24 protein-coding genes and 1 tRNA gene are annotated in these 20,632 nt (G+C 55.9%); 8 read left to right on the plus strand and 17 right to left on the minus strand.

What is annotated here, in order from left to right:
• Positions 1-21: 21 nt before the first annotated feature.
• Positions 22-720 carry a 16S rRNA pseudouridine(516) synthase RsuA gene (gene rsuA, locus OGX84_RS11070; protein ID WP_112002099.1) on the minus strand — a complete coding sequence of 233 codons (699 nt, stop codon included), beginning with the start codon at positions 718-720 and terminating at the stop codon, positions 22-24.
• 150 nt (positions 721-870) lie between these two features.
• On the opposite strand from rsuA, the gene radD reads away from it, so the two are divergent.
• Positions 871-2,631 (plus strand): DNA repair helicase RadD, encoded by a 1,761-nt coding sequence (gene radD / locus OGX84_RS11075; protein ID WP_047462446.1) that lies wholly within the window; start codon positions 871-873, stop codon positions 2,629-2,631.
• A gap of 124 nt (positions 2,632-2,755) precedes the next feature.
• Positions 2,756-3,040 (plus strand): 50S ribosomal protein L25, encoded by a 285-nt coding sequence (gene rplY, locus OGX84_RS11080; protein WP_012131568.1) that lies wholly within the window; start codon positions 2,756-2,758, stop codon positions 3,038-3,040.
• Positions 3,041-3,170: 130 nt separating this feature from the next.
• On the opposite strand, the gene yejK is transcribed toward rplY, so the two are convergent.
• A complete protein-coding gene (gene yejK / locus OGX84_RS11085; protein WP_012131566.1) occupies positions 3,171-4,178 on the minus strand; it encodes a nucleoid-associated protein YejK in 1,008 nt (335 codons plus the stop codon).
• Positions 4,179-4,312: 134 nt separating this feature from the next.
• On the opposite strand from yejK, the gene OGX84_RS11090 reads away from it, so the two are divergent.
• The 4 genes from OGX84_RS11090 (at position 4,313) to narP (ending at position 7,328) form a co-directional block, all read left to right on the plus strand.
• On the plus strand, positions 4,313-4,540 hold the full coding sequence (locus OGX84_RS11090; protein WP_012131565.1) for a YejL family protein: 228 nt from the start codon (positions 4,313-4,315) through the stop codon (positions 4,538-4,540).
• A gap of 19 nt (positions 4,541-4,559) precedes the next feature.
• Entirely contained in the window at positions 4,560-6,320 is a 1,761-nt protein-coding gene (gene yejM / locus OGX84_RS11095; RefSeq protein WP_112001900.1) for an LPS biosynthesis-modulating metalloenzyme YejM, read from the plus strand.
• A gap of 73 nt (positions 6,321-6,393) precedes the next feature.
• Positions 6,394-6,470: transfer RNA gene (locus tag OGX84_RS11100), tRNA-Pro, on the plus strand.
• A gap of 210 nt (positions 6,471-6,680) precedes the next feature.
• The gene (narP, locus tag OGX84_RS11105; protein ID WP_112001899.1) at positions 6,681-7,328 is read left to right on the plus strand and encodes a nitrate/nitrite response regulator protein NarP; all 648 of its coding nucleotides are present in this window, start codon (positions 6,681-6,683) and stop codon (positions 7,326-7,328) included.
• A 78-nt stretch (positions 7,329-7,406) separates the two neighbouring features.
• On the opposite strand, the gene OGX84_RS11110 is transcribed toward narP, so the two are convergent.
• The 15 genes from OGX84_RS11110 to napF all read right to left on the minus strand — a co-directional run bounded on the left by OGX84_RS11110 (position 7,407) and on the right by napF (position 19,643).
• A complete protein-coding gene (locus OGX84_RS11110) occupies positions 7,407-8,456 on the minus strand; it encodes a cytochrome c-type biogenesis protein CcmH (RefSeq protein ID WP_047462441.1) in 1,050 nt (349 codons plus the stop codon).
• Positions 8,453-9,010 carry a thiol:disulfide interchange protein DsbE gene (gene dsbE / locus OGX84_RS11115; protein WP_112001898.1) on the minus strand — a complete coding sequence of 186 codons (558 nt, stop codon included), beginning with the start codon at positions 9,008-9,010 and terminating at the stop codon, positions 8,453-8,455. Before dsbE ends, OGX84_RS11110 begins: the two co-directional genes overlap by 4 nt.
• Positions 9,007-10,950 carry a heme lyase CcmF/NrfE family subunit gene (locus OGX84_RS11120; protein ID WP_047462438.1) on the minus strand — a complete coding sequence of 648 codons (1,944 nt, stop codon included), beginning with the start codon at positions 10,948-10,950 and terminating at the stop codon, positions 9,007-9,009. The genes dsbE and OGX84_RS11120 overlap by 4 nt, the downstream gene beginning before the upstream one ends.
• Positions 10,947-11,426: a cytochrome c maturation protein CcmE gene (gene ccmE, locus OGX84_RS11125; RefSeq protein WP_012131559.1), complete on the minus strand. Its 480-nt coding sequence runs from the start codon at positions 11,424-11,426 to the stop codon at positions 10,947-10,949. The genes OGX84_RS11120 and ccmE overlap by 4 nt, the downstream gene beginning before the upstream one ends.
• Positions 11,423-11,635 (minus strand): heme exporter protein CcmD, encoded by a 213-nt coding sequence (ccmD, locus tag OGX84_RS11130; protein ID WP_012131557.1) that lies wholly within the window; start codon positions 11,633-11,635, stop codon positions 11,423-11,425. Before ccmD ends, ccmE begins: the two co-directional genes overlap by 4 nt.
• Entirely contained in the window at positions 11,632-12,369 is a 738-nt protein-coding gene (locus OGX84_RS11135; protein ID WP_286458008.1) for a heme ABC transporter permease, read from the minus strand. Before OGX84_RS11135 ends, ccmD begins: the two co-directional genes overlap by 4 nt.
• A gap of 144 nt (positions 12,370-12,513) precedes the next feature.
• Complete coding sequence (gene ccmB, locus OGX84_RS11140; protein WP_012131555.1) at positions 12,514-13,173, minus strand: heme exporter protein CcmB; 660 nt, start codon at positions 13,171-13,173, stop codon at positions 12,514-12,516.
• A complete protein-coding gene (gene ccmA, locus OGX84_RS11145) occupies positions 13,170-13,796 on the minus strand; it encodes a cytochrome c biogenesis heme-transporting ATPase CcmA (RefSeq protein WP_101724221.1) in 627 nt (208 codons plus the stop codon). Before ccmA ends, ccmB begins: the two co-directional genes overlap by 4 nt.
• Positions 13,797-13,802: 6 nt before the next feature.
• Positions 13,803-14,405, minus strand: a complete 603-nt coding sequence (gene napC, locus OGX84_RS11150; RefSeq protein ID WP_012131552.1) for a cytochrome c-type protein NapC — start codon at positions 14,403-14,405, stop codon at positions 13,803-13,805.
• Positions 14,406-14,414: 9 nt separating this feature from the next.
• Positions 14,415-14,864, minus strand: coding sequence for a nitrate reductase cytochrome c-type subunit (gene napB, locus OGX84_RS11155; RefSeq protein ID WP_024130166.1), 450 nt, complete (start codon positions 14,862-14,864; stop codon positions 14,415-14,417).
• Complete coding sequence (napH, locus tag OGX84_RS11160) at positions 14,861-15,724, minus strand: quinol dehydrogenase ferredoxin subunit NapH (RefSeq protein ID WP_047462425.1); 864 nt, start codon at positions 15,722-15,724, stop codon at positions 14,861-14,863. Before napH ends, napB begins: the two co-directional genes overlap by 4 nt.
• The gene (napG, locus tag OGX84_RS11165) at positions 15,711-16,406 is read right to left on the minus strand and encodes a ferredoxin-type protein NapG (protein WP_058667724.1); all 696 of its coding nucleotides are present in this window, start codon (positions 16,404-16,406) and stop codon (positions 15,711-15,713) included. Before napG ends, napH begins: the two co-directional genes overlap by 14 nt.
• Before the next feature lie 6 nt (positions 16,407-16,412).
• On the minus strand, positions 16,413-18,899 hold the full coding sequence (gene napA, locus OGX84_RS11170; RefSeq protein WP_012131548.1) for a nitrate reductase catalytic subunit NapA: 2,487 nt from the start codon (positions 18,897-18,899) through the stop codon (positions 16,413-16,415).
• Positions 18,896-19,162, minus strand: coding sequence for a chaperone NapD (gene napD, locus OGX84_RS11175; protein ID WP_012131547.1), 267 nt, complete (start codon positions 19,160-19,162; stop codon positions 18,896-18,898). The genes napA and napD overlap by 4 nt, the downstream gene beginning before the upstream one ends.
• On the minus strand, positions 19,149-19,643 hold the full coding sequence (gene napF, locus OGX84_RS11180) for a ferredoxin-type protein NapF (protein ID WP_024130164.1): 495 nt from the start codon (positions 19,641-19,643) through the stop codon (positions 19,149-19,151). Before napF ends, napD begins: the two co-directional genes overlap by 14 nt.
• A gap of 77 nt (positions 19,644-19,720) precedes the next feature.
• On the opposite strand from napF, the gene yojO reads away from it, so the two are divergent.
• Together yojO and eco are read left to right on the plus strand one after the other, a co-directional pair.
• Positions 19,721-19,888, plus strand: coding sequence for a protein YojO (gene yojO / locus OGX84_RS22810; RefSeq protein ID WP_012131546.1), 168 nt, complete (start codon positions 19,721-19,723; stop codon positions 19,886-19,888).
• Between the two features lie 165 nt (positions 19,889-20,053).
• A complete protein-coding gene (gene eco, locus OGX84_RS11185; RefSeq protein ID WP_047463974.1) occupies positions 20,054-20,551 on the plus strand; it encodes a serine protease inhibitor ecotin in 498 nt (165 codons plus the stop codon).
• Positions 20,552-20,632 lie beyond the last annotated feature (81 nt).

Below are 20,632 nucleotides of genomic sequence, written 5' to 3' on the forward strand. Positions count from 1 at the left end.
AAAGCGCCTGGCTCACCGGGTCTATAAACCGACGCTGGCGATTTCTTCTTCGGTCAACGGGCGATACTCGCCAGGTTCGAGGTCGTCATCCAGCACAATTGCGCCGATGCGTTCGCGGTGCAGTTCGACAACATGGTTCCCCACGGCGGCGAACATCCGCTTCACCTGGTGGTAGCGCCCTTCGCTAATGGTCAGACGCACCTGCGTCGGGATGATCACCTCCAGCACGGCCGGTTTGGTGAGGTCTTTCTCATTATGCAGTTGCACGCCTTTGGCAAACTGTTCGGCGGTATCCGCAGCTACCGGCGATTCCAGCGTGACCAGATAGGTTTTCTCACAATGATGGCGCGGAGAGGTGATCCGGTGCGACCACTGACCATCATCCGTCATCAACACCAGTCCCGTGGTGTCGATATCCAGCCGCCCGGCGGCATGCAGCTTGTACGCGACAGGTTCATCAAGGAAATAGAGTACCGTGGGATGATCCGGGTCGTCCGTTGAACAGACATAGCCCTGAGGCTTATTAAGCATAAAGTAGCGCGGGCCATTTTGCTGAACCAGCGTGTTGCCATCGTACTCGACATTATGTTCTGGCAGGAGTTTAAACGCCGCGTTTCGGATGATTTCGCCATCGACGGTAACACGGTTACTACGAATCTCACGCCCGGCAATAGCACGGCTGACGCCGAGTTGCTGAGCGATAAATTTATCAAGTCGCATGAGTTTGATTTTGCCTGTAATAATACGGAAATCGGGCATAACGCCCGAAAAATGAAGCCGTTGTCCATCCAGTATAACGGGCTCTAACCATCGCTCAAGGGAAATGATTCATGGCATACTATTCCCTGTACCGTTCATCGTAGTGAGACCATGATTTTTACACTTCGTCCTTACCAGCAAGAAGCCGTGGATGCCACGCTCAACCATTTTCGCCGCCACCGCACGCCTGCCGTGATTGTCCTGCCAACCGGCGCAGGCAAAAGTCTGGTGATTGCCGAGCTGGCACGAGTGGCGCGTGGGCGCGTGCTGGTGCTGGCGCATGTAAAAGAGCTGGTCGCGCAAAACCATGCCAAATATTGCGCGCTGGGGCTGGAGGCCGACATTTTCGCCGCCGGTCTGAAGCGTAAAGAGAGCCACGGCAAGGTGGTGTTTGGCAGCGTGCAGTCGGTCGCCCGTAACCTTGACGCCTTCCAGGGCGAGTTTTCGCTGTTGATTGTCGATGAATGTCACCGCATCGGCGACGATGAAGAGAGTCAGTATCAGCAAATCCTGGCGCACCTGAGTAAAGTGAATCCCCACTTACGCCTGCTCGGCCTGACGGCCACCCCTTTCCGGCTAGGCAAAGGCTGGATTTATCATTTCCATTACCACGGCATGGTGCGCGGCGACGAAAAAGCGCTCTTTCGCGACTGCATTTATGAGTTACCGCTGCGCTACATGATTAAGCATGGTTATCTGACGCCGCCGGAGCGTCTGGATATGCCCGTGGTGCAGTATGATTTTAGCCGCTTGCAGGCACAGAGTAACGGCCTGTTCAGCGAAGCTGACCTCAATCGCGAGCTGAAAAAGCAGCAGCGCGTGACCCCGCACATCATCAGCCAGATTGTTGAATTTGCCCAAACCCGCAAAGGGGTGATGATTTTCGCCGCCACCGTCGAACATGCCAAAGAGATTGTGGGTTTGCTGCCCGCCGATGATGCAGCGCTGATTACCGGGGACACGCCGGGCGCAGAGCGCGACGTGATGATTAACGATTTCAAAGCCCAGCGCTTTCGTTATCTGGTGAACGTCGCCGTGCTGACGACGGGGTTTGACGCGCCGCATGTCGATCTTATCGCTATCCTGCGCCCGACAGAGTCAGTCAGTCTTTACCAACAAATCGTGGGGCGTGGTCTGCGGCTTGCGCCTGGAAAAACTGACTGTCTGATCCTCGACTATGCCGGAAACCCGCACGATCTGTATGCGCCGGAAGTGGGCACGCCAAAAGGCAAAAGTGACAACGTTCCCGTGCAGGTGTTCTGCCCTGCCTGCGGGTTCGCCAATACCTTCTGGGGGAAAACCACCGCTGACGGCACGCTGATTGAGCATTTCGGTCGCCGCTGCCAGGGCTGGTTTGAAGATGATGACGGGCATCGCGAACAGTGCGATTTTCGCTTCCGCTTTAAAAACTGCCCACAATGCAACGCGGAAAACGATATCGCCGCCCGGCGCTGCCGGGAGTGCGACACGATTCTGGTCGACCCGGACGATATGCTGAAAGCGGCGCTAAAACTCAAAGATGCGCTGGTATTGCGCTGTAGCGGGATGGCGTTACAACACGGGCATGATGAGAAAGGCGAATGGCTGAAAATCACCTACTACGATGAGGACGGCGCCGATGTGAGTGAGCGCTTCCGATTGCAGACGCCCGCTCAACGCACCGCCTTTGAACAGTTGTTTATTCGCCCGCATACCCGCACGCCGGGTATTCCGTTACGCTGGATCGCTGCGGCGGATATCCTGGCGCAACAGGCGCTGCTTCGCCACCCTGATTTTGTCGTCGCCCGCATGAAAGGCCAGTACTGGCAGGTGCGCGAAAAAGTCTTCGATTATGAAGGCCGCTTCCGGCGGGCACATGAATTGCGCGGTTAATCGTACTTTTGATTGATGTGATAGCCATTTGAGTATAGAATCTCGCCCGCTTTTGCATACGCAAAGCAGATCACTTACCTGTTGCTGGGTCGCCTGTAACAGGAATTATTTAAGAGAGATTTAAATGTTTACTATCAACGCAGAAGTACGTAAAGAGCAGGGTAAGGGTGCGAGCCGCCGCCTGCGCGCCGCTAACAAGTTCCCGGCAATCATCTACGGTGGCGCTGAAGCCCCGATTGCTATCGAACTGGACCACGACCAGGTTATGAACATGCAAGCTAAAGCTGAGTTCTACAGCGAAGTTCTGACCATCGTTGTTGACGGTAAAGAAGTAAAAGTTAAAGCTCAGGCTGTACAGCGTCACGCGTTCAAGCCGAAGCTGACTCACATCGACTTCGTTCGCGCGTAATCGCCAACAAGTTGAAGAAAAACCCCGCCACGGCGGGGTTTTTTTATGGTGCGTGACAAGGCGATGAACCGTAAGCCGAATAAGGTGCCTGCACCGCTATCCGGCGTTACAACACATAACGTCAAAACCGTTAATTACCGCCGGACGTCCGACGCTGGAGCTGATCGCGCAGGTTTGGCGGCGTTCCCTTGATCGTCAGCGTATCGGTCGCCGGATCCCAGAAAATCCGCTCACCTAACAGCATGGCGTCGAAGTTGATGGTTAACCCACCGCCGCTCCCGGCATATTTCGTCAGCTGACGCAGCGTGCTGCGGTCCGCCGGGAAACTCTCTTCCAGCTCATAGCCTTTGTCAGCGGTAAATTCTCTGAAGCTGACTTCGCTGACGCCGGATAACTCTTTCGACAGCGATTCAAGCTCAATCTCTTCACCAGACTGCAATTGCTCATTGCAGTAGCTGTACACCTGCTGACGGACATTCTGACGTTCAGCTTTGTCCAGCTGCGCTTCTGCGGTGAAATCGTCCACCGCCTGCAACAGCCCCCGGTTTTGCGCTTTCGCGTTCAGCCCTTCGCTGGCGCCCAGGAAATCCATAAAGAAATCGGCCACTTTGCGCCCTACCCGGCCTTTCAGGAAGGTCAGATAACGGGTGGATTCCGGGTTCGTTTCCCATTCGGTCAAATCGATACGCGCCACAATATCCGCATGGTTAATATCCAGATAGTGCGTCGGGTTGATATCCAGGTTCTCATTCACGCGCATGCTGCTTAAGTTGTTCAGCACCGCCACCAGCAGATACTCCACCGCCAGATAACGGTAATGGCAGAACAGGACAATACCGCCGTCCGCAAACGGGTATTTCGCCAGTTCATCGCGTAAACGGCCGGTCGCCGCACGGCTAAAGGCAAGAAAATCCTCCTCGCCCTGACGCTGCAACCGCAGCGTTTGCGCCAGTTCACTCTCTTCGCTGAACAGGCCGTACGCTTTGTTCTTGGCGCTATAGACCCGGTGCAGTTCAGCCACCATATCGACAACGGTGGTTGTCGGCTCCAGTAATGAATCGCGCAAGACCAGCTCAAGATTTTGCTCATCACGTTTGATAAGCTGGTGCAGGGCAATCTGGTTGATATCCAGACTCATGATAAACTCTCCTTTATGACCGGGCGGTATTCAATCACCTGACGGGCGGTGACGCAACAGGAGATAAAAAAGCAGAAAAAAAACTGTTGCTACGGTAATATGTTGCCCTTTCATGAACAAACTGATTGCGATTTATGCCACAACACTCCCGCTATAGTGACGAACACGTTGAACAATTACTGAGTGACCTGCTCAACGTACTGGAAAAACATAAGGCACCGACCGACCTTTCCCTGATGGTGCTGGGAAACATGGTCACCAACCTTATCAACACCAGCATCGCACCGGCTCAACGCCAGGCGATTGCGAACTCTTTTGCCCGCGCATTACAGTCTTCAATTAACGACGACAAAGCGCATTAAGGGAAACGAACGGCTATTTATGGTAACTCATCGTCAGCGCTACCGTGAAAAAGTCTCCCAGATGGTTAGCTGGGGGCACTGGTTTGCACTGTTCAACATTCTGCTGGCCATGGTGCTCGGTAGCCGTTACCTGTTTGTCGCAGACTGGCCGACAACGCTTGCAGGGCGTATTTACTCGTACCTGAGCATTGTCGGGCACTTCAGCTTTCTGGTGTTCGCCGCCTACCTGCTGATCCTGTTTCCTCTGACATTTATTGTCATGTCCCAACGGCTGATGCGTTTTTTGTCAGCCATCCTGGCGACGGCGGGCATGACGCTGTTGCTGATCGACAGCGAAGTTTTTACCCGCTTCCACCTGCACCTGAATCCCATTGTCTGGGAACTGGTCATTAACCCCGATCAGAACGAGATGGCGCGCGACTGGCAGCTGATGTTTATTAGCGTGCCGGTCATCCTGTTAATCGAAATGCTGTTTGCGACCTGGAGCTGGCAAAAGCTGCGCAGCCTGACGCGACGTCGCCATTTCGCCAAACCGCTTGCCGCGTTCTTTTTCGTCTCATTTATCGCTTCGCATGTGGTGTATATCTGGGCAGACGCCAACTTCTATCGCCCAATCACCATGCAGCGCGCGAATTTACCGCTGTCATACCCGATGACGGCGCGCCGTTTTCTGGAAAAACACGGTCTGCTGGATGCGCAGGAGTATCAGCGCCGTCTGGTGGAACAAGGCAACCCGGAAGCCGTTTCCGTTCAGTATCCGCTGAGCGATTTGCAGTATCGCGACATGGGCACCGGCCAGAACGTACTGTTAATTACGGTCGACGCGCTGAATTACTCCCGCTATGAAAAACAGATGCCCGCGTTGGCCGCATTCGCCGAACAGAATACGTCGTTCACGCGCCACATGAGTTCAGGCAACACGTCTGACAATGGAATATTTGGTCTGTTCTATGGCGTATCGCCCAGCTATATGGACGGTATTCTGTCGACCAGAACGCCTGCCGCGCTGATCTCGGCGCTGAACCAGCAAGGCTATCAGTTAGGGCTATTCTCTTCTGACGGCTTCACCAGCCCGCTCTACCGCCAGGCGCTGCTGTCAGACTTCTCCATGCCAACCGTGCAAACGCAGTCCGACGAGCAGACGGCAAGCCAGTGGATTAACTGGTTAGGACGTTACGCCCAGGAAGATAACCGCTGGTTCTCATGGGTTTCCTTCAACGGCACAAACGTTGACGACAGCAACCAGAAAGACTTTGTGAAACGGTATGCCCGCGCCGCAGAGAACGTGGATGCCCAGATTAACCGGGTGCTCAGCGCACTGCGTGACGCAGGGAAACTCAACAACACCGTGGTGATTATTACGGGTGGTCGCGGCGTACCGTTAGCGCAGGAAGAGAGCCATTTCGCCTGGTCTCGCGGCCATCTGCAAGTGCCGTTGATCATTCACTGGCCGGGCACGCCAGCGCAGCGAATCAACACTCTGACCGACCATACGGATTTGATGACGACGCTGATGCAGCGACTGCTGCACGTCAGTACGCCAGCCAATGAGTACTCGCAGGGACAGGATCTGTTCAATGCCACGCGCCGCCATTACTGGGTGACCGCGGCGGACGGCAGTACGCTGGCGATTACCACGCCGGAAATGACGCTGGTACTGAACAATAACGGCACCTATCAGACGTACGATCTACACGGCGAGAAGATCAAAGACCAGAAGCCGCAGCTGAGCCTGTTGTTGCAGGTACTGACCGACGAGAAACGATTCATTGCTAACTGATTAATTATAAATCAGTTAGCAAGACATCCCCTTGCATTCGTGGTGGAAAGCGGTAGTATTGGCATCCACAAGTCGGCACGTAGCGCAGCCTGGTAGCGCACCGTCATGGGGTGTCGGGGGTCGGAGGTTCAAATCCTCTCGTGCCGACCAAAATCCCTTAGAAAAACCAACCTCTTACGGTTGGTTTTTTTATGCCTGCCGTTCCCTTCCAGTACTGTGCTAACACCGCATAATCAAAAGGTTTTACTACTTACCCATGCCCAAAATAGGGTAAAATTTATTCTCTCATCAACGCGATGAATCTGGACGATTTTCGCGCTAAAAACAATAATGATACGAGTATGTACTCAGGAGAATAGTATGCCTGAAGCAACGCCTTTTCAGGTGCTTATTGTGGACGATCATCCACTTATGCGACGAGGTATTCGTCAATTACTGGAACTGGATACCGCATTTAATGTCGTTGCCGAAGCTGGCGATGGGGCGAGTGCTATCGATCTGGCAAACCGTCTCGATCTTGATCTGATCCTGCTTGACCTGAATATGAAAGGCCTGAGCGGGCTTGATACGCTGAATGCGCTGCGTCGGGATGGCGTCACCGCACAGATCATTATCCTGACGGTTTCCGACTCTGCCAGTGACGTGTACGCGCTGATTGATGCCGGAGCGGACGGCTATTTACTGAAAGACAGCGACCCGGAAGTGCTGCTGGAAGCGATTCGTGCTGGCGCCAACGGCGGCAAGGTATTCAGCGATCGCGTCAGCGAATACCTGCGCGAACGGGAACTGTTTGGCGCAGAGGAAGATCCCTTTAGCGTGCTCACTGAACGCGAACTGGACGTGCTGCACGAACTGGCTCAGGGGCTGTCGAACAAACAGATTGCCTCCGTGCTGAATATTTCTGAGCAGACGGTTAAGGTGCATATTCGTAATTTACTGCGAAAGCTGAACGTGCGCTCGCGCGTCGCGGCGACCATTCTCTTTTTACAAACACGCGGAATGCAGTAACAAGATATGCCCGATGGCGCTACGCTTATCGGGCCTACAAGTCGCGTGGCAAGTACTATCCGGCCTTGCCACACTCATTTATTCCGCCTGCGGCGAAAGCTGCGCTAATGCCTGCTTAATACTGCGTTCAATCACTGCCCGGCGGGAATCATTGGCGGGCAGCAATTTCAGCATCATCTCCCAGGCTGCAACCGCCTCGCCGAAACGCTGCTGCTCGAAGGCATTAAACGCATACATACTCAACGTCCGAATGTTGGCATGATCGCTTCTCACCAGCTGGCGCAACAGCTCCCCTCCCCGACGATTATCATCAGGATCGGAAGAACGGGTCAGCGCTTCCGCATACCCTAATGCGGCATCGCTATTTTTGGGGTCCAGTCTGTACGCATTGGCATACGCTTCCGTCGCCGTGCTGGCATTCCCCAGCACCATGCCGATACGCCCAAGCATAATCCAGCCTTCCACATTGCCAGCATCGCTTTGCAGTCGGGTACGCAAACCAAGCGCCAGGCGTGTCATCTCTTCCTCATTCAGCGGCTGCGCGTCAGGGTCCAGCGCGCGCTCCAGCAACGCTGGCGTCTGCGCCGTAGCCTGTTGCCAGATTTTTACCTGCTGATAGTTACCGGTCTGGTAGTAACTTACCGCCCCGACAATCAGCGCGATCACAACCCCGGGAGCAAACAGCCATAATCCGGCCTGGCGTCCCTTCGGCGTCACCTCGTCAGAAAAGGTTTCCTGTTTTACACGTACGCGCCGCCGCGAACGGGCGAAGATAATCCAGCCGCCAGCGCCAATAGCGGCGATCGGCAAGATCCACAACAGCACGGTAAGCGGTGTCAGCGGCGGATCGTAGGTGACGAAGTTACCGTAGCGCGCCACCATGTAATCAACGATCTCCTGCTTGCTTTTACCTTCCTGCATCAGTTCATAAACCTTCTGACGCAGGTCGGTGGCAATCATCGAGTTAGAGTCCGCGATGCTGTTGTTCTGGCATTTCGGGCAGCGCAGCTGCTCGGTGAGCTGGCGGAACTGCTGCTCCTGCGCTTCATCTTTGAACTGCATAACATCAATGGCAGCCAGCGACGAGCCGGAGATCACCAGCATCAGCACGCCCAGTAAGAATCTCATTGCGCGGCCTCCTTACTGTACTGCTCCCAGAGCGGTTTTATTTCACTTTCCCATACCCTGGCGTTCAGATCGCCTGCATGACGATAACGAATGATCCCTTTACCGTCGATCAGGAAGGTTTCCGGCGCGCCGTAAACGCCCAGATCCAGCCCAAGCATACCGTCGCCATCAAACAGGCTTAGCGCATAAGGATTCCCTAACTCTTTCAGCCAGGTAATCGCTTTCTGGCGATCGTCTTTGTAATTCAGACCAACCACGCGAATTCCCTGCGCAGACAACTGATTCAGATACTGATGTTCAGCGCGGCAGGTCGGGCACCAGGTCGCCCACACGTTGAGCAGCACCGGTTTCCCCTGCGTTAGCACGTCTGCCTGATAATGCAGACCAGGATTTTCCAGCGATTCGAGACGGAAGGTCGGCACCGGTTTGCCAATCAGCGCCGATTCCAGATTCGTCGGATCGTCCCCTTCCGCATTACGCGCCAGCTGCCACAGCAACGCCGCCGCAATAACCAGAAAAATGACGAAAGGTATTAACAGTACGTTGCGCTTCATACAGCCTCCGGCGCGGTTTTTTGCGGGCATGAACGCTGGCGATAGCGCGGATCAAACAGGCAGAACAACCCGCCAAGCGCCATCAACAGCCCTCCCGCCCAGATCCAGCGGATAAACGGTTTGTAATACAGGCGCACCGCCCATGCGCCATTGTCCAGCTCTTCGCCGAGAGCGGCATACAGATCGCGGGTGATCCCGCCATCGATCGCCGCTTCCGTCATCATTGAGCTGGTGCTGTTATAAAAACGTTTTTCCGCATGCAGCGTCGCTTCTGCTTTACCTTCCCGCGTCACGCCAATAATCGCCACCCCGCCGCGATAGTTCGGGCCGGTAATCTCCTTCACTTCACGGAAGGTGAATTGATAGTCGTGGATGCTGACGCTGTCTCCCGCTTTCATGCGGACATCACGTTCCACGCTGTAGTTTTGGCTAAACGCGATGCCGACAATCGTCACCGCCAGCCCAACGTGCCCGGCGACCATTCCCCAGTAGCTGAGCGTCATTTTCGTACCGCGCGAAACGCGCTGCGCGACTTCCGCTACCGCCAGCACAAATACCCAGCACGCCATCGCCAGCCCGACCACCGTCATGGCGACAATCTTGTCTTCAAACAGCCACGGCAGCAGCATTGACAGCACTAATGTGCTCACCAGCGCGATAACCAACAACCGCTGCAACTTGCGCGGTCTGTCACGTCCCCAGCGAACCAGCGGCCCGATGCCCAGCAGCAGCGCGAACGGCGCCATCAGCCAAGTGAACATGGTATTAAAGAACGGTTCGCCGATTGAAATACTGCCCAGACCGAGCTGTTTATGCACCAGCGGCAGCAATGTTCCCAGCAACACCACCAGCATGGCGGCGATAAGCAGGACGTTATTGGCTAACAGCAGTGACTCACGCGACCAGAGTGCGTTATTCACCCGCGAGCGAACCTTGTGTCCACGCGTCGCGAACAGCAGCAGCGAACCGCCGATCACCAGTACCATAAAGGCGAGAATAAACATCCCGCGCGATGGATCGGAGGCAAAAGCATGCACCGACACCAGCACGCCAGAACGCACCAGGAAAGTACCGAGCAGGCAGAGTGAGAAGGCGCATATTGAAAGCAGGAGCGTCCAGGCTTTGAAGCTGGCGCGCTGTTCAGTCACCGCCAGGGAGTGCATCAACGCGGTGCCCACCAGCCACGGCATAAATGAGGCGTTTTCCACCGGGTCCCAGAACCACCAGCCGCCCCAGCCCAGCTCGTAATAGGCCCAGGCAGAGCCAAGCACGATACCCAGCGTTAAGAATACCCATGCGGCCAGCGTCCAGGGACGGGAAAAGCGGGCAAAGGTGCTGTCCAGACGCCCACTCATCAGCGCGGCGATCGCGAACGCAAACGCCACCGAGAAACCGACATAGCCCATATAGAGCAGCGGCGGGTGGAAGATCAGCCCCGGGTCCTGCAACAGCGGATTCAGGTCGCGCCCTTCAATCGGAAAGTTGGGCAACGTACGGGAAAACGGGTTGGAGGTGAACAGAATAAACAGCAAAAAACCGACGCTGACCATCCCCATCACCGCCAGTACGCGGGCGACGATATCCAGCGGCATCCGCTGACTGAACACGGCCACGGCAAACGTCCAGCCGCTCATCAGCAATACCCATAGCAGAAGCGACCCTTCGTGCGCTCCCCAGGTCGCGGCGACGCGATACCAGACCGGCAGTTGCGTGTTGGAGTTGCTGGCGACATAGGTAACGGTAAAATCATTCACCACGAAGGCATTGATCAGCACCAGAAACGCGCCCATCACCAGGATAAACAGCAGCCAGGAGAATGGCCTCGCCGAGGCCATCATGCGCACATCGCCGCGCCCCACGCCCCACAGCGGATAAACGGACAGCAACAGCGCCACGCCGAGTGCGAGACACAGCAGCGCGTTGCCAATTTCAGGCATCATGATGCTTTATCCTTATAAACGCTTTCCGGGCGACGATGGTTTTCCTGCATCGCTTTTTCAACTTCCGGCGGGGTATAGTTTTCATCATGTTTGGCGAGCACCTCTTTCGCCTGCACATGGTTTTTCTCGCCCAGCTCCCCCTGCACCACCACGCCCTGCCCTTCGCGGAACAGATCCGGCAGAATGCCTTCGTACGTCACATCCACCACGCCTTCGGCGTCGTAGATGCTGAAATTCACTTTCAGCGAATCCGGGTCGCGCTTCACGCTTCCGGGCATGACCATGCCGCCGACGCGCAGGCGTTGCCCCACTTCAGGCAGTTGGTGCGTTTCGCGTTTACCGTAGAGAATTTCGCCTGGCGTATAGAACAGGTCGATATTGGAACGCAGCGCATAAAGTACCAGCGTGATAGTCAGAGCCAAACCGGCCAGCACCGCGCAGGCTATCCACAAACGATTTTTACGACGGATATTCATGCCGCCTCCCGCTGCGCCTGCGCCGCGCGCATCCGCGCTTCACGCGCTCGCTGCTGCGCCACGCCGCGCAAAATCACGCGGTGCTGCATGGCGGTATGCACCACCAGCGCCGCCAGCGGGATCACGGTCATCACAACCGCCAGCCAGACATAAAAGGCGTAACCGCCCATAGCAAAGAAATCACTCCAGGATGCAAATGCGCTGGTCATTGGCGGCCTCTTTTTAAAATCAGTTCACTCACCCACGGGCGACGTTTTTCCATTAACAAAATCAGGTTACGCATCCGCATCAGCGCCAGCGTGATAAACAGCAGCAGATAACCGATAATCGCCAGGCGCAGCGGCGCGCGCATCGCCGGGTCAATGCTCTGCTGCATACGTGTTGATCCCTGATGTAGCGTATTCCACCACTCCACCGAGTAGTGGATGATCGGCAGATTAACGACGCCAATCAGCACCAGAATGCCCGCCGCGCGCCCCGCCAGGCGGCGATCGTCAAAGGCGTGCCACAACGCTATCGCCCCGACGTACAGGAACAGCAGCACCAGTTCGGAGGTCAATCGCGCGTCCCATACCCACCAGGTTCCCCACATCGGTTTTCCCCAGGCGGAACCGGTAACCAGCGCGATAAAGGTAAACACCGCGCCAACAGGCGCCATCGCCGCCGCCACCAGGTTAGCCATTTTCATTTGCCAGACCAGACCGATGAATGCGGCAACCGCCATCGAGGCGTAAATCCCCATCGACCAGATCGCCGCCGGGACATGCAGGTAGATGATGCGGTAGCTTTGCCCCTGCTGATAATCCGCAGGCGCGAAGCCAAACCCCCAGACCCAGCCCGCCGCCAGCACCACCACGCTGGCTATCGCCAGCCACGGGATGAACCAGCCACAGATCTGATAAAGCCGTGGGGGAATCGCCAGTTGATGAAGTGTTTTCCACATAGTTCAGTCACCAGATTCAATCAAAACGAATGAAACTTCAGTTATGCCGGATGACGGCAAAGACGCCTTATCAGACCTACAGACTTTCCTGATAAGCGTAACGTCATCCGGCATCCTACAGTTTGTCGCCAGTCAAAGACCGCGCTACTGCATGCTGATACGTAACGCTGCCGCCGTAGCAAAAGGGCTTAACGTTGCGCTGCCCGCCAGCAACGCGCCCAAAATCGCCATATATCCCTCAACGGGCAAATGCATGGAGGCCGCATCCATCGCCGCAGTGGCGAAAATCAGTAACGGAATGGTCAGCGGCAGCACCAGCACGCTCAGCAATACGCCGCCGCGCTTCAGGCCCACCGTTAACCCCACGCCCGGCGCGCCAAGAAAACTCAGGGTCGGCGTACCAAGCAGCAGAGTCAGCGCCATGATTTGCCAGCCGTACATATCCATTCCCAGCAATAACGCCACCAGCGGAGAGAGGATCAGCAGCGGCAGGCCGGTCACCACCCAGTGCGCCATCACTTTCGCCAGCACCACCGCCGGTAACGGCAGCGGCAGGAGCATCAGTTGCTCCAGACTGCCGTCCTGTAAATCATCGCGAAACAGACGCTCCAGCGCCAGCAGCGAGGAGAGCAACGCCGCCACCCAGATAATGCCGGGAACAATGCGCGCCAGCAGCTGCGGCTCCGGGCCAATGCTCAGCGGGAAAAGCGTGATAACAATCAGAAAGAACCACAGCGGGTTAGCGATTTCCGCGCTATGACGAAACGCCACGCGCAGCTCAAGACGAAAGATTTGCCACATCATTGCGCTACCCTCTCGCCGGTCAGCGCGATGCGCCGTATTTTGTCAGTCGCGACATTCAGCGGCTGGTGCGTGGTGAGGATGACGATCCCGCCCTGCTGTGTATGTTCAGCCATGCGCTGCGTCAGACGCTCAACGCCATTGACATCAATGGCGGTAAACGGCTCGTCGAGGATCCAGAGCGTCGCGCGGGTTAGCCACAGACGCGCCAGCGCCACACGCCGTTGCTGTCCAGCGGAAAGCTGGTTGACGGGGATGTCTTCGTATCCGGCCAGCCCCGCCTGCGCCAGCGCGGCCAGACACTGCGCCGTATCGCCGTCATGGTGGAAAAAGCGCAGGTTCTCCAACGCCGAAAGCCGGGTTTTAATCCCCGGCTGATGTCCAATCCACAACAGATTTTGATGGTAGCTGTCGCGCACGCGGTGCAACGCCTGCTCTTGCCAGCACACTTCCCCTGCGTCGGGGCGCGCCAGCCCGGTGAGCAACCGCAAAAGGGTGGTTTTCCCCGCGCCGTTGCCCCCGGTAATTTGTACCCATTCCCCTGCGTTCACGCGAAACGACAGCCCACTGAACAGTATTCTGTCATCCCGCTCGCAGAGCAGTTCTCTGGCTTCAAGCATACCCACTCATTATTAAAAGCCCGGTTTCACTTCGCGCATATCCGGGAGTTTATGCGCAATCCCTTTGTGGCAGTCGATACAGGTTTGCCCCTCTTTCACTGCCTGGTCGTGCATTTTGGCGGCAACGCCTTTCTGAGCGGTGAGATCCATAAATTCGAAGTTGTGGCAGTTACGGCACTCCCGCGAATTGGTGTCTTTCATCCGTCGCCACTCGCTCTGCGCCATTGTCAGGCGGTGATCTTCAAACTTCTGCGGAGTATCGATAATGCCGAACACCTTCCCGTACAGCTCTTTACTGGCCTTGATCTTACGGATCATTTTCGGGCCCCACTCGTGCGGAACGTGACAGTCAGGACAGGTGGCGCGAACACCGCTGCGGTTGTTGTAGTGCACGGTTTCCATGTATTCCTGATAGACGGTGTTGCGCATTTCGTGGCAGCTGATACAGAACTCTTCGGTGTTGGCCTTTTCCATCCCGGTGTTGAAACCGCCCCAGAAAATAATGCCGCCAACAAAACCGATTAACAGCAACGTGCCGATCGCCAGGCGACTGGGGCGACGCCACCATTGCCAGACCCGCTTAATCACGCCAGGTTTACGGTTAGAATTTTCCATAATGACCTCTTATTTCCCGTAACCTTTCGACGGGGTAAAGGTATTACCCACGATCGGCGCGGCATCCGCCTGCGGCACATGGCACTGCAAACAGAAGTAACGACGCGGCGCGACTTCGCCTAAAACTTTGCCGTCGCTGTCCATAAAGTGCGTTGGGCTAATACGCGGCGCGCCGGTCGTACGGTAGCTTTCCACACCATGACATTGCAGGCAGCGGTTGGTATTGGTCGTTACCTGATAACCTTCAACGCTATGCGGGATCATCGGCGGCTGATTAACATAGTTCAGCGGCATACGTTCCTGCTCTTTCGGCATGCGAATCGCCCCTTCCTGCGTCCCCGAAACTTCCGGCGACTGGCTCAGATCCACTCCGTTTGCTGCCCAAACCGCACCACTCACCACCAGGGCAAGCAGGGCCGTCCATTGACACAGCGCTTTCTTCAGGTCATGGCTTTTCATGATTTCGCTCCCGAACTCCATCGTGTTGTTATTGTAAATACGTCCTCAGAACAGACATCCACGCAGCGACCGCACGTCATGCAATCGCGGCTGGTGACCTGCACCGGGCTTTGCTCATCCAGCACCGGCGCACGCAGGACGTGCGGTTCCGGGCAAACATGAAAACAATCCATACAGCGGTTACATTTCTCGCGATCTTTCGCCGCCACCGTTAGCGCGCCTTTACTTCCCAGCACGCCATACAACGCGCCCAAAGGGCAGATATGTCCGCACCAGCCGTGTTCAACGACCAGTAAATCAAATAAAAACAGAGCGATAATCAGCAGTGCACCGCTACCGAATCCCATCACCAGGCTACGCCCCAGCAGGGAAACCGGGTTTATCCATTCCCACAGTAGCGTTCCGGTTAGCGCCGATCCCACCAGCACGACAACCAGAAGGACGTACCGTATATGACGCGGAATCGTTGCGGACTGATTCAGGTCAAACCTTCTGCGTAGCCAGTTCGCAAAATCGGTAATTGGGTTCAGCGGACAGACCCAACTGCAAAATAATCGCTTTCCTGCCAGGGCATACAGCACCGTAATAATGGCGGCGCCGGTCAGCGCAACGGCGGCCGGTAAATGCCCGCTGGCAAGGCTTTGCAACGTTATCAGCGGGTCGGTTAAAGGAATGGTATCCAGCAACAAGCTACTGCTGTAGTTACCGTGCAAAATCCAGACGCCCGCCCACGGGCCACTGAGAAACATTCCCAGCACCAGAAACTGGCTTATCCGCCGCAAAACCAGCCAGCGATGGCTGCGCCACCAGCCTTTTTTCGCTCGCGCTTCGCGCCCGGCATCGCGTTTACGATTTGCCATCTTTCCCCTCCAGCCAGCCGAAGCGGTAGTGGTGCCCCAACTCCCCTTTCGCCAGCGACAGCGGTAACACTTTTATCGCCGGTTGTTCCAGCACACAGACTTTTTCGCACTTACCGCAGCCGGTGCAGGCGTCGCTGTGAACGGTGGGAAGAAAGCGCGCATGTTTGCCGGTACGCATATTGCGATCCAGCTCCAGCGTGATCGCCTCATCGATTTTTGGGCACTCGCGATAACAAACGTCGCAGCGCAGTCCCTGGAAGTTAAGGCAGTTCTCCTGGTCCAGCAGTACCGCCAGCCCCATGCGCGCATCGTCAATGGATTCGATCTCTCGATCCAACGCCCCACTGGGGCAAACTTTGGCGCATGGAATGTCTTCACACATTTCGCAGGGAATATCGCGGGCGACAAAGTAAGGCGTACCGGCAGACAAACCCGAAGCCAGCGTCGCCAGCTTCAGGGTGTCATACGGACATGCCTGAACGCACTGCCCGCAGCGCACGCAGGCGCTGGCGAACGCGTCTTCACCCAATGCCCCCGGCGGGCGCAACCGCACGCCCGTTGCGCGAGCGGTTTGCTGCTGTAACCCCAGCGCTACGCCAACGGCAGCCAGCCCGCCTGCCGTGCGAACCATATCGCGCAAAAAGCGGCGGCGGCCATTTTGGGGTTTCGCTGACCGGGACATGGTGTGTTACACCTTCGCCAGTTTGACGGCGCACTTCTTGAAATCCGTCTCTTTAGAGAGCGGGTCCGTCGCATCCAGCGTCAGGTTGTTCACCAGCTGTGCGGCGTCGAAGAACGGCATGTACACCAGTCCCTGCGGCGGACGGTTACGCCCGCGCGTTTCGACAACCGAAATCACTTCCCCACGGCGGGAGATGACTTTGACCTTATCGCCACGGCGCAGGTCGCGCGTTTTCGCGTCCAGCGGATGAATAAAGAGCACCGCTTCCGGGAAGGCGCGATGCAGCTCAGGCACGCGGCGCGTCATGCTGCCGGTGTGCCAGTGCTCCAGTACGCGACCGGTAGAGAGCCACAGGTCATACTCTTTATCCGGCGCTTCCGCGGCGGGTTCAAACGGCAGGGCGAAAATCACCGCTTTGCCGTCCGGCTTACCGTAAAACTTGTAGCCTTCTCCCGCTTTGACATACGGGTCATGGCCTTCGCTGTAACGCCACTGGGTCTCTTTACCGTCAACCACCGGCCAGCGCAGACCGCGCGCTTTGTGATAATCATCGAACGGCGCGAGATCGTGGCCGTGTCCGCGACCAAACCAGGCGTACTCTTCAAACAGCCCTTTTTGCAGGTAGAAACCCAGCTCACGGGATTCATCGTTCAGCTGGTCTTCCGCCAGATCGGTCAGCGGGAATTTGCTGACCGCAGGCGTGGCAAACAGAACGTCGTAGAGGGTTTTGCCGCGCAGTTCTGGTTTTTGCGCCAACAGATCTTCCGGCCAGACCTCTTCCGTTTTGAAACGACGAGCGAACTGCACCAGCTGCCACAGGTCTGATTTCGCTTCACCCGGCGCTTTAATTTGTTGACGCCAGAACTGGGTACGACGCTCAGCGTTACCGTAGGCCCCTTCTTTCTCCACCCACATCGCCGTTGGCAGAATCAGGTCAGCGGCCAGCGCGCTGACGGTCGGGTACGGATCGGAGACGATGACGAAGTTACGCGGATCGCGCCAGCCCGGCATACGCTCTTCGTTGATGTTCGGCCCGGCCTGCATGTTGTTGTTGCACATCACCCAGTAGACGTTCAGCTTGCCGTCTTTCAGCGCACGATCCTGCGCTACGGCGTGCAGACCGATTTTCGCCGGGATGGTGCCCGTTGGGATCTGCCAGTGTTTTTCGCAGATATCACGGTGTTTTTCATTAGTGACCACCATGTCCGCAGGCAGGCGGTGGGAGAATGTCCCAACTTCACGCGCCGTACCACAGGCGGAAGGCTGACCGGTCAGGGAGAACGGACCACAGCCTGGCTGGGAGATCTTGCCGGTCAACAGGTGCAGGTTATACACCAGGTTGTTGGCCCATACGCCACGCGTATGCTGGTTAAAGCCCATCGTCCAGTAGGAGATCACTTTTTTCTTCGGATCGGCATACAGCTGCGCCAGCTGCTCCAGCTGATCTTTCGGCACGCCGGTCATTTCTGCGGTTTTCTCCAGCGTGTACTCCGCGACAAACGCTTTGTACTCGTCGAAGCTCATCGGCTCAGAGGCGTCGGAGCCCGGATTCTTCGCCGCTTTTTCCAGCGGGTGCGTTGGACGCAGGCCATAACCGATGTCGGTCGTCCCTTTACGCAGGTTGACGTATTTGCTGAAGAAATCCTGATTTATCGCATTGTTTTGAATGATGTAATTGGCGATATAGTTGAGGATCACCAGATCGCTTTGCGGCGTAAAGACGATGCCGTTATCCGCCAGCTCAAAGCTACGATGCTGGAAGGTTGAGAGAACCGCGACATTAACGTTCGGATCGGACAGACGGCGGTTGGTGATGCGCGACCACAGGATCGGGTGCATCTCCGCCATGTTAGAGCCCCATAGCACAAAGGCGTCGGCTTGTTCGATATCGTCGTAGCACCCCATCGGCTCATCCATACCAAAAGTACGCATGAAGCCCACCACCGCCGACGCCATGCAGTGGCGCGCGTTCGGGTCGATATTGTTGGAACGGAAACCGGCTTTGAACAGCTTCGCGGCGGCATAACCTTCCCAGACCGTCCACTGCCCGGAACCAAACATACCAATCGCTTCCGGCCCTTTTTCTTTCAGGGAGGCCTTAAATTTCTCTTCCATCACATCGAAGGCCTGATCCCAACTGATTGGGGTAAATTCGCCTTCTTTGTTGTACTGGCCGTCTTTCATGCGCAGCATCGGCTGCGTTAAACGATCTTTGCCATACATGATCTTGGGCAGGAAGTAGCCCTTAATGCAGTTAAGGCCACGGTTGACCGGCGCATCAGGATCGCCCTGACAGGCCACAATACGGCCCTGCTGAGTACCGACCAGCACGCCGCAACCCGTTCCGCAAAAACGGCACGGGGCTTTGTCCCATTTGATGGCTTCCTGCTGACCAACCACTGCGCGGGCGACGCCCGGCACGCTTAGCCCGGCAGCCGCCGCAGCGGCCGCAACGGCGTTAGCTTTCATAAAGCTACGACGACTGAGTTTCATGGTGTTTCCTCACCTTGCTCATCCTGCTGGTGATAAACCAGCGACACCGCCAGCACGCCCGCAACGTTGCGTACCGACTCAATTGTTTGCATCAGCGTTCCGCTGTGTTCTGCTTCCACCACCACGATCAACTGACCGCTGTCGACATCGCTCAGCGCGACTTCACAGCCCGGAAACTGGTGCAATTGTGTGCTAATGTCGGTGATGTGCTGACTTTTGGCCTGGACGACCAGGCTACAGACCTGCCAGTTACTGTGCTGCATGGTTGTACTCCGCATTGATCGCTGATGTCGGGCAAATAGCGACACACGCCCCGCATCCGCTGCATGCCTGATTGTCGAGTTGCGGCTGATAAATGCCTGACAGCGTGGGGCGAAACGTTATCGCCAGTGGTTCGCAGCTATCCTGGCAGCGATGACACTCAACGGACTGATACGCCAGACAATTCTGCCCAATCGTAAAGTTCAGATCCCAGGCCCTGGTGTGGCGCGGAAGGAAGAGTGATTCAGGACAGGCTTGCGCGCAGGCATAACAAAAGCTGCATTCACCCTGCTTAAAATTAACGCCCGGATAGCCGCCTTGCCCCCGCTGTAAAATGTCGGTTTCACATGCCTGAATGCAGGCGTCACAACGGATGCAGTGCGTCAGGAAGTGTGATTCGTCCCCAGACCAGGGCGGACGGAGCCCGCTGTTGGCTTTGCGCCAACTGCCTGTCAGTATTCCTCGACGGGATAGATCAACCATGACATCGCCCTTCCATCACGACGCTCACACCGGAAGGTGAACGACTAAATAAACCGCACTACCACTAAGTCATTATTATGATCGGTAAGATATTTCAGGATGTGTTAGAGGTGCATACCCCGATTGGGGTAAATGCTGTCGCCGGATCAAAAGAGTGTGGGGTTAGCGTATCTGAATGTGCTTTTGTTCACATTTCAAAGGGTTATATCAATAAGTATATAACGAAAGGCTTAAATGGAGAATAATCCTATTTAACATGTATAAAATGGAATATATCGCTATCAAACAAGTAAACATTCAATTAACCATCTTAAAATATAAGTAAATTTAGATTAATAGCCAATATGAATGTGTTAACCTGCCGGGAATCGTTCAGAAGACAGAAGAAAGGAAACGCTGTGAACTCGAAAATGAAGACAATTGTACCTGCCGTACTGTTAGCGGCTTTCGCCAGTACCTCCGCATGGGCGGCGACCAGCGATGCCAGTACGCAACCTCTGGAAAAAATCGCGCCGTATCCGAAAGCGGAAAAAGGGATGAAGCGCCAGGTTATCCAGCTTACTCCCCAGGAAGATGAGTCTACCCTGAAAGTGGAACTGCTGATCGGCCAGACGCTGGAAGTGGATTGCAACCATCACCGTCTTGGCGGCGAACTGGCGAGCAAAACGCTGGAAGGCTGGGGTTACGACTACTACGTCTTTGATAAAGTAACCTCCCCGGTTTCTACCATGATGGCCTGCCCGGATGGCAAGAAAGAGCAGAAGTTTGTGACGGCCTATCTGGGCGATGCCGGAATGGTGCGTTATAACAGCAAGCTGCCGATCGTGGTGTACACCCCGGCTAACGTGGAGGTGAAATACCGTATCTGGAAAGCGGAAGATAAAGTACAGGACGCAGTGACGCGTTAAGGAACGTTTTGCCGGATGGCGGCGTACCGCCTATCTGGCCTACATAATGCTCGTTGTAGGCCGGATAAGTGCAGCGCCATC

The sequence above is a fragment of the Citrobacter sp. CK202 genome, from assembly GCF_030333225.1.
Lineage (GTDB): Bacteria > Pseudomonadota > Gammaproteobacteria > Enterobacterales > Enterobacteriaceae > Citrobacter_B > Citrobacter_B koseri.

Bases quoted from the DNA above. Each gene is read 5' to 3' on its own strand.
- rsuA (WP_112002099.1), bottom strand. From the start codon at position 720: ATGCGACTTGATAAATTTATCGCTCAGCAACTCGGCGTCAGCCGTGCT.
- radD (WP_047462446.1), top strand. From the start codon at position 871: ATGATTTTTACACTTCGTCCTTACCAGCAAGAAGCCGTGGATGCCACG.
- rplY (WP_012131568.1), top strand. From the start codon at position 2,756: ATGTTTACTATCAACGCAGAAGTACGTAAAGAGCAGGGTAAGGGTGCG.
- yejK (WP_012131566.1), bottom strand. From the start codon at position 4,178: ATGAGTCTGGATATCAACCAGATTGCCCTGCACCAGCTTATCAAACGT.
- OGX84_RS11090 (WP_012131565.1), top strand. From the start codon at position 4,313: ATGCCACAACACTCCCGCTATAGTGACGAACACGTTGAACAATTACTG.
- yejM (WP_112001900.1), top strand. From the start codon at position 4,560: ATGGTAACTCATCGTCAGCGCTACCGTGAAAAAGTCTCCCAGATGGTT.
- narP (WP_112001899.1), top strand. From the start codon at position 6,681: ATGCCTGAAGCAACGCCTTTTCAGGTGCTTATTGTGGACGATCATCCA.
- OGX84_RS11110 (WP_047462441.1), bottom strand. From the start codon at position 8,456: ATGAGATTCTTACTGGGCGTGCTGATGCTGGTGATCTCCGGCTCGTCG.
- dsbE (WP_112001898.1), bottom strand. From the start codon at position 9,010: ATGAAGCGCAACGTACTGTTAATACCTTTCGTCATTTTTCTGGTTATT.
- OGX84_RS11120 (WP_047462438.1), bottom strand. From the start codon at position 10,950: ATGATGCCTGAAATTGGCAACGCGCTGCTGTGTCTCGCACTCGGCGTG.
- ccmE (WP_012131559.1), bottom strand. From the start codon at position 11,426: ATGAATATCCGTCGTAAAAATCGTTTGTGGATAGCCTGCGCGGTGCTG.
- ccmD (WP_012131557.1), bottom strand. From the start codon at position 11,635: ATGACCAGCGCATTTGCATCCTGGAGTGATTTCTTTGCTATGGGCGGT.
- OGX84_RS11135 (WP_286458008.1), bottom strand. From the start codon at position 12,369: ATGTGGAAAACACTTCATCAACTGGCGATTCCCCCACGGCTTTATCAG.
- ccmB (WP_012131555.1), bottom strand. From the start codon at position 13,173: ATGATGTGGCAAATCTTTCGTCTTGAGCTGCGCGTGGCGTTTCGTCAT.
- napC (WP_012131552.1), bottom strand. From the start codon at position 14,405: ATGGAAAATTCTAACCGTAAACCTGGCGTGATTAAGCGGGTCTGGCAA.
- napB (WP_024130166.1), bottom strand. From the start codon at position 14,864: ATGAAAAGCCATGACCTGAAGAAAGCGCTGTGTCAATGGACGGCCCTG.
- napH (WP_047462425.1), bottom strand. From the start codon at position 15,724: ATGGCAAATCGTAAACGCGATGCCGGGCGCGAAGCGCGAGCGAAAAAA.
- napG (WP_058667724.1), bottom strand. From the start codon at position 16,406: ATGTCCCGGTCAGCGAAACCCCAAAATGGCCGCCGCCGCTTTTTGCGC.
- napA (WP_012131548.1), bottom strand. From the start codon at position 18,899: ATGAAACTCAGTCGTCGTAGCTTTATGAAAGCTAACGCCGTTGCGGCC.
- napD (WP_012131547.1), bottom strand. From the start codon at position 19,162: ATGCAGCACAGTAACTGGCAGGTCTGTAGCCTGGTCGTCCAGGCCAAA.
- napF (WP_024130164.1), bottom strand. From the start codon at position 19,643: ATGGTTGATCTATCCCGTCGAGGAATACTGACAGGCAGTTGGCGCAAA.
- yojO (WP_012131546.1), top strand. From the start codon at position 19,721: ATGATCGGTAAGATATTTCAGGATGTGTTAGAGGTGCATACCCCGATT.
- eco (WP_047463974.1), top strand. From the start codon at position 20,054: ATGAAGACAATTGTACCTGCCGTACTGTTAGCGGCTTTCGCCAGTACC.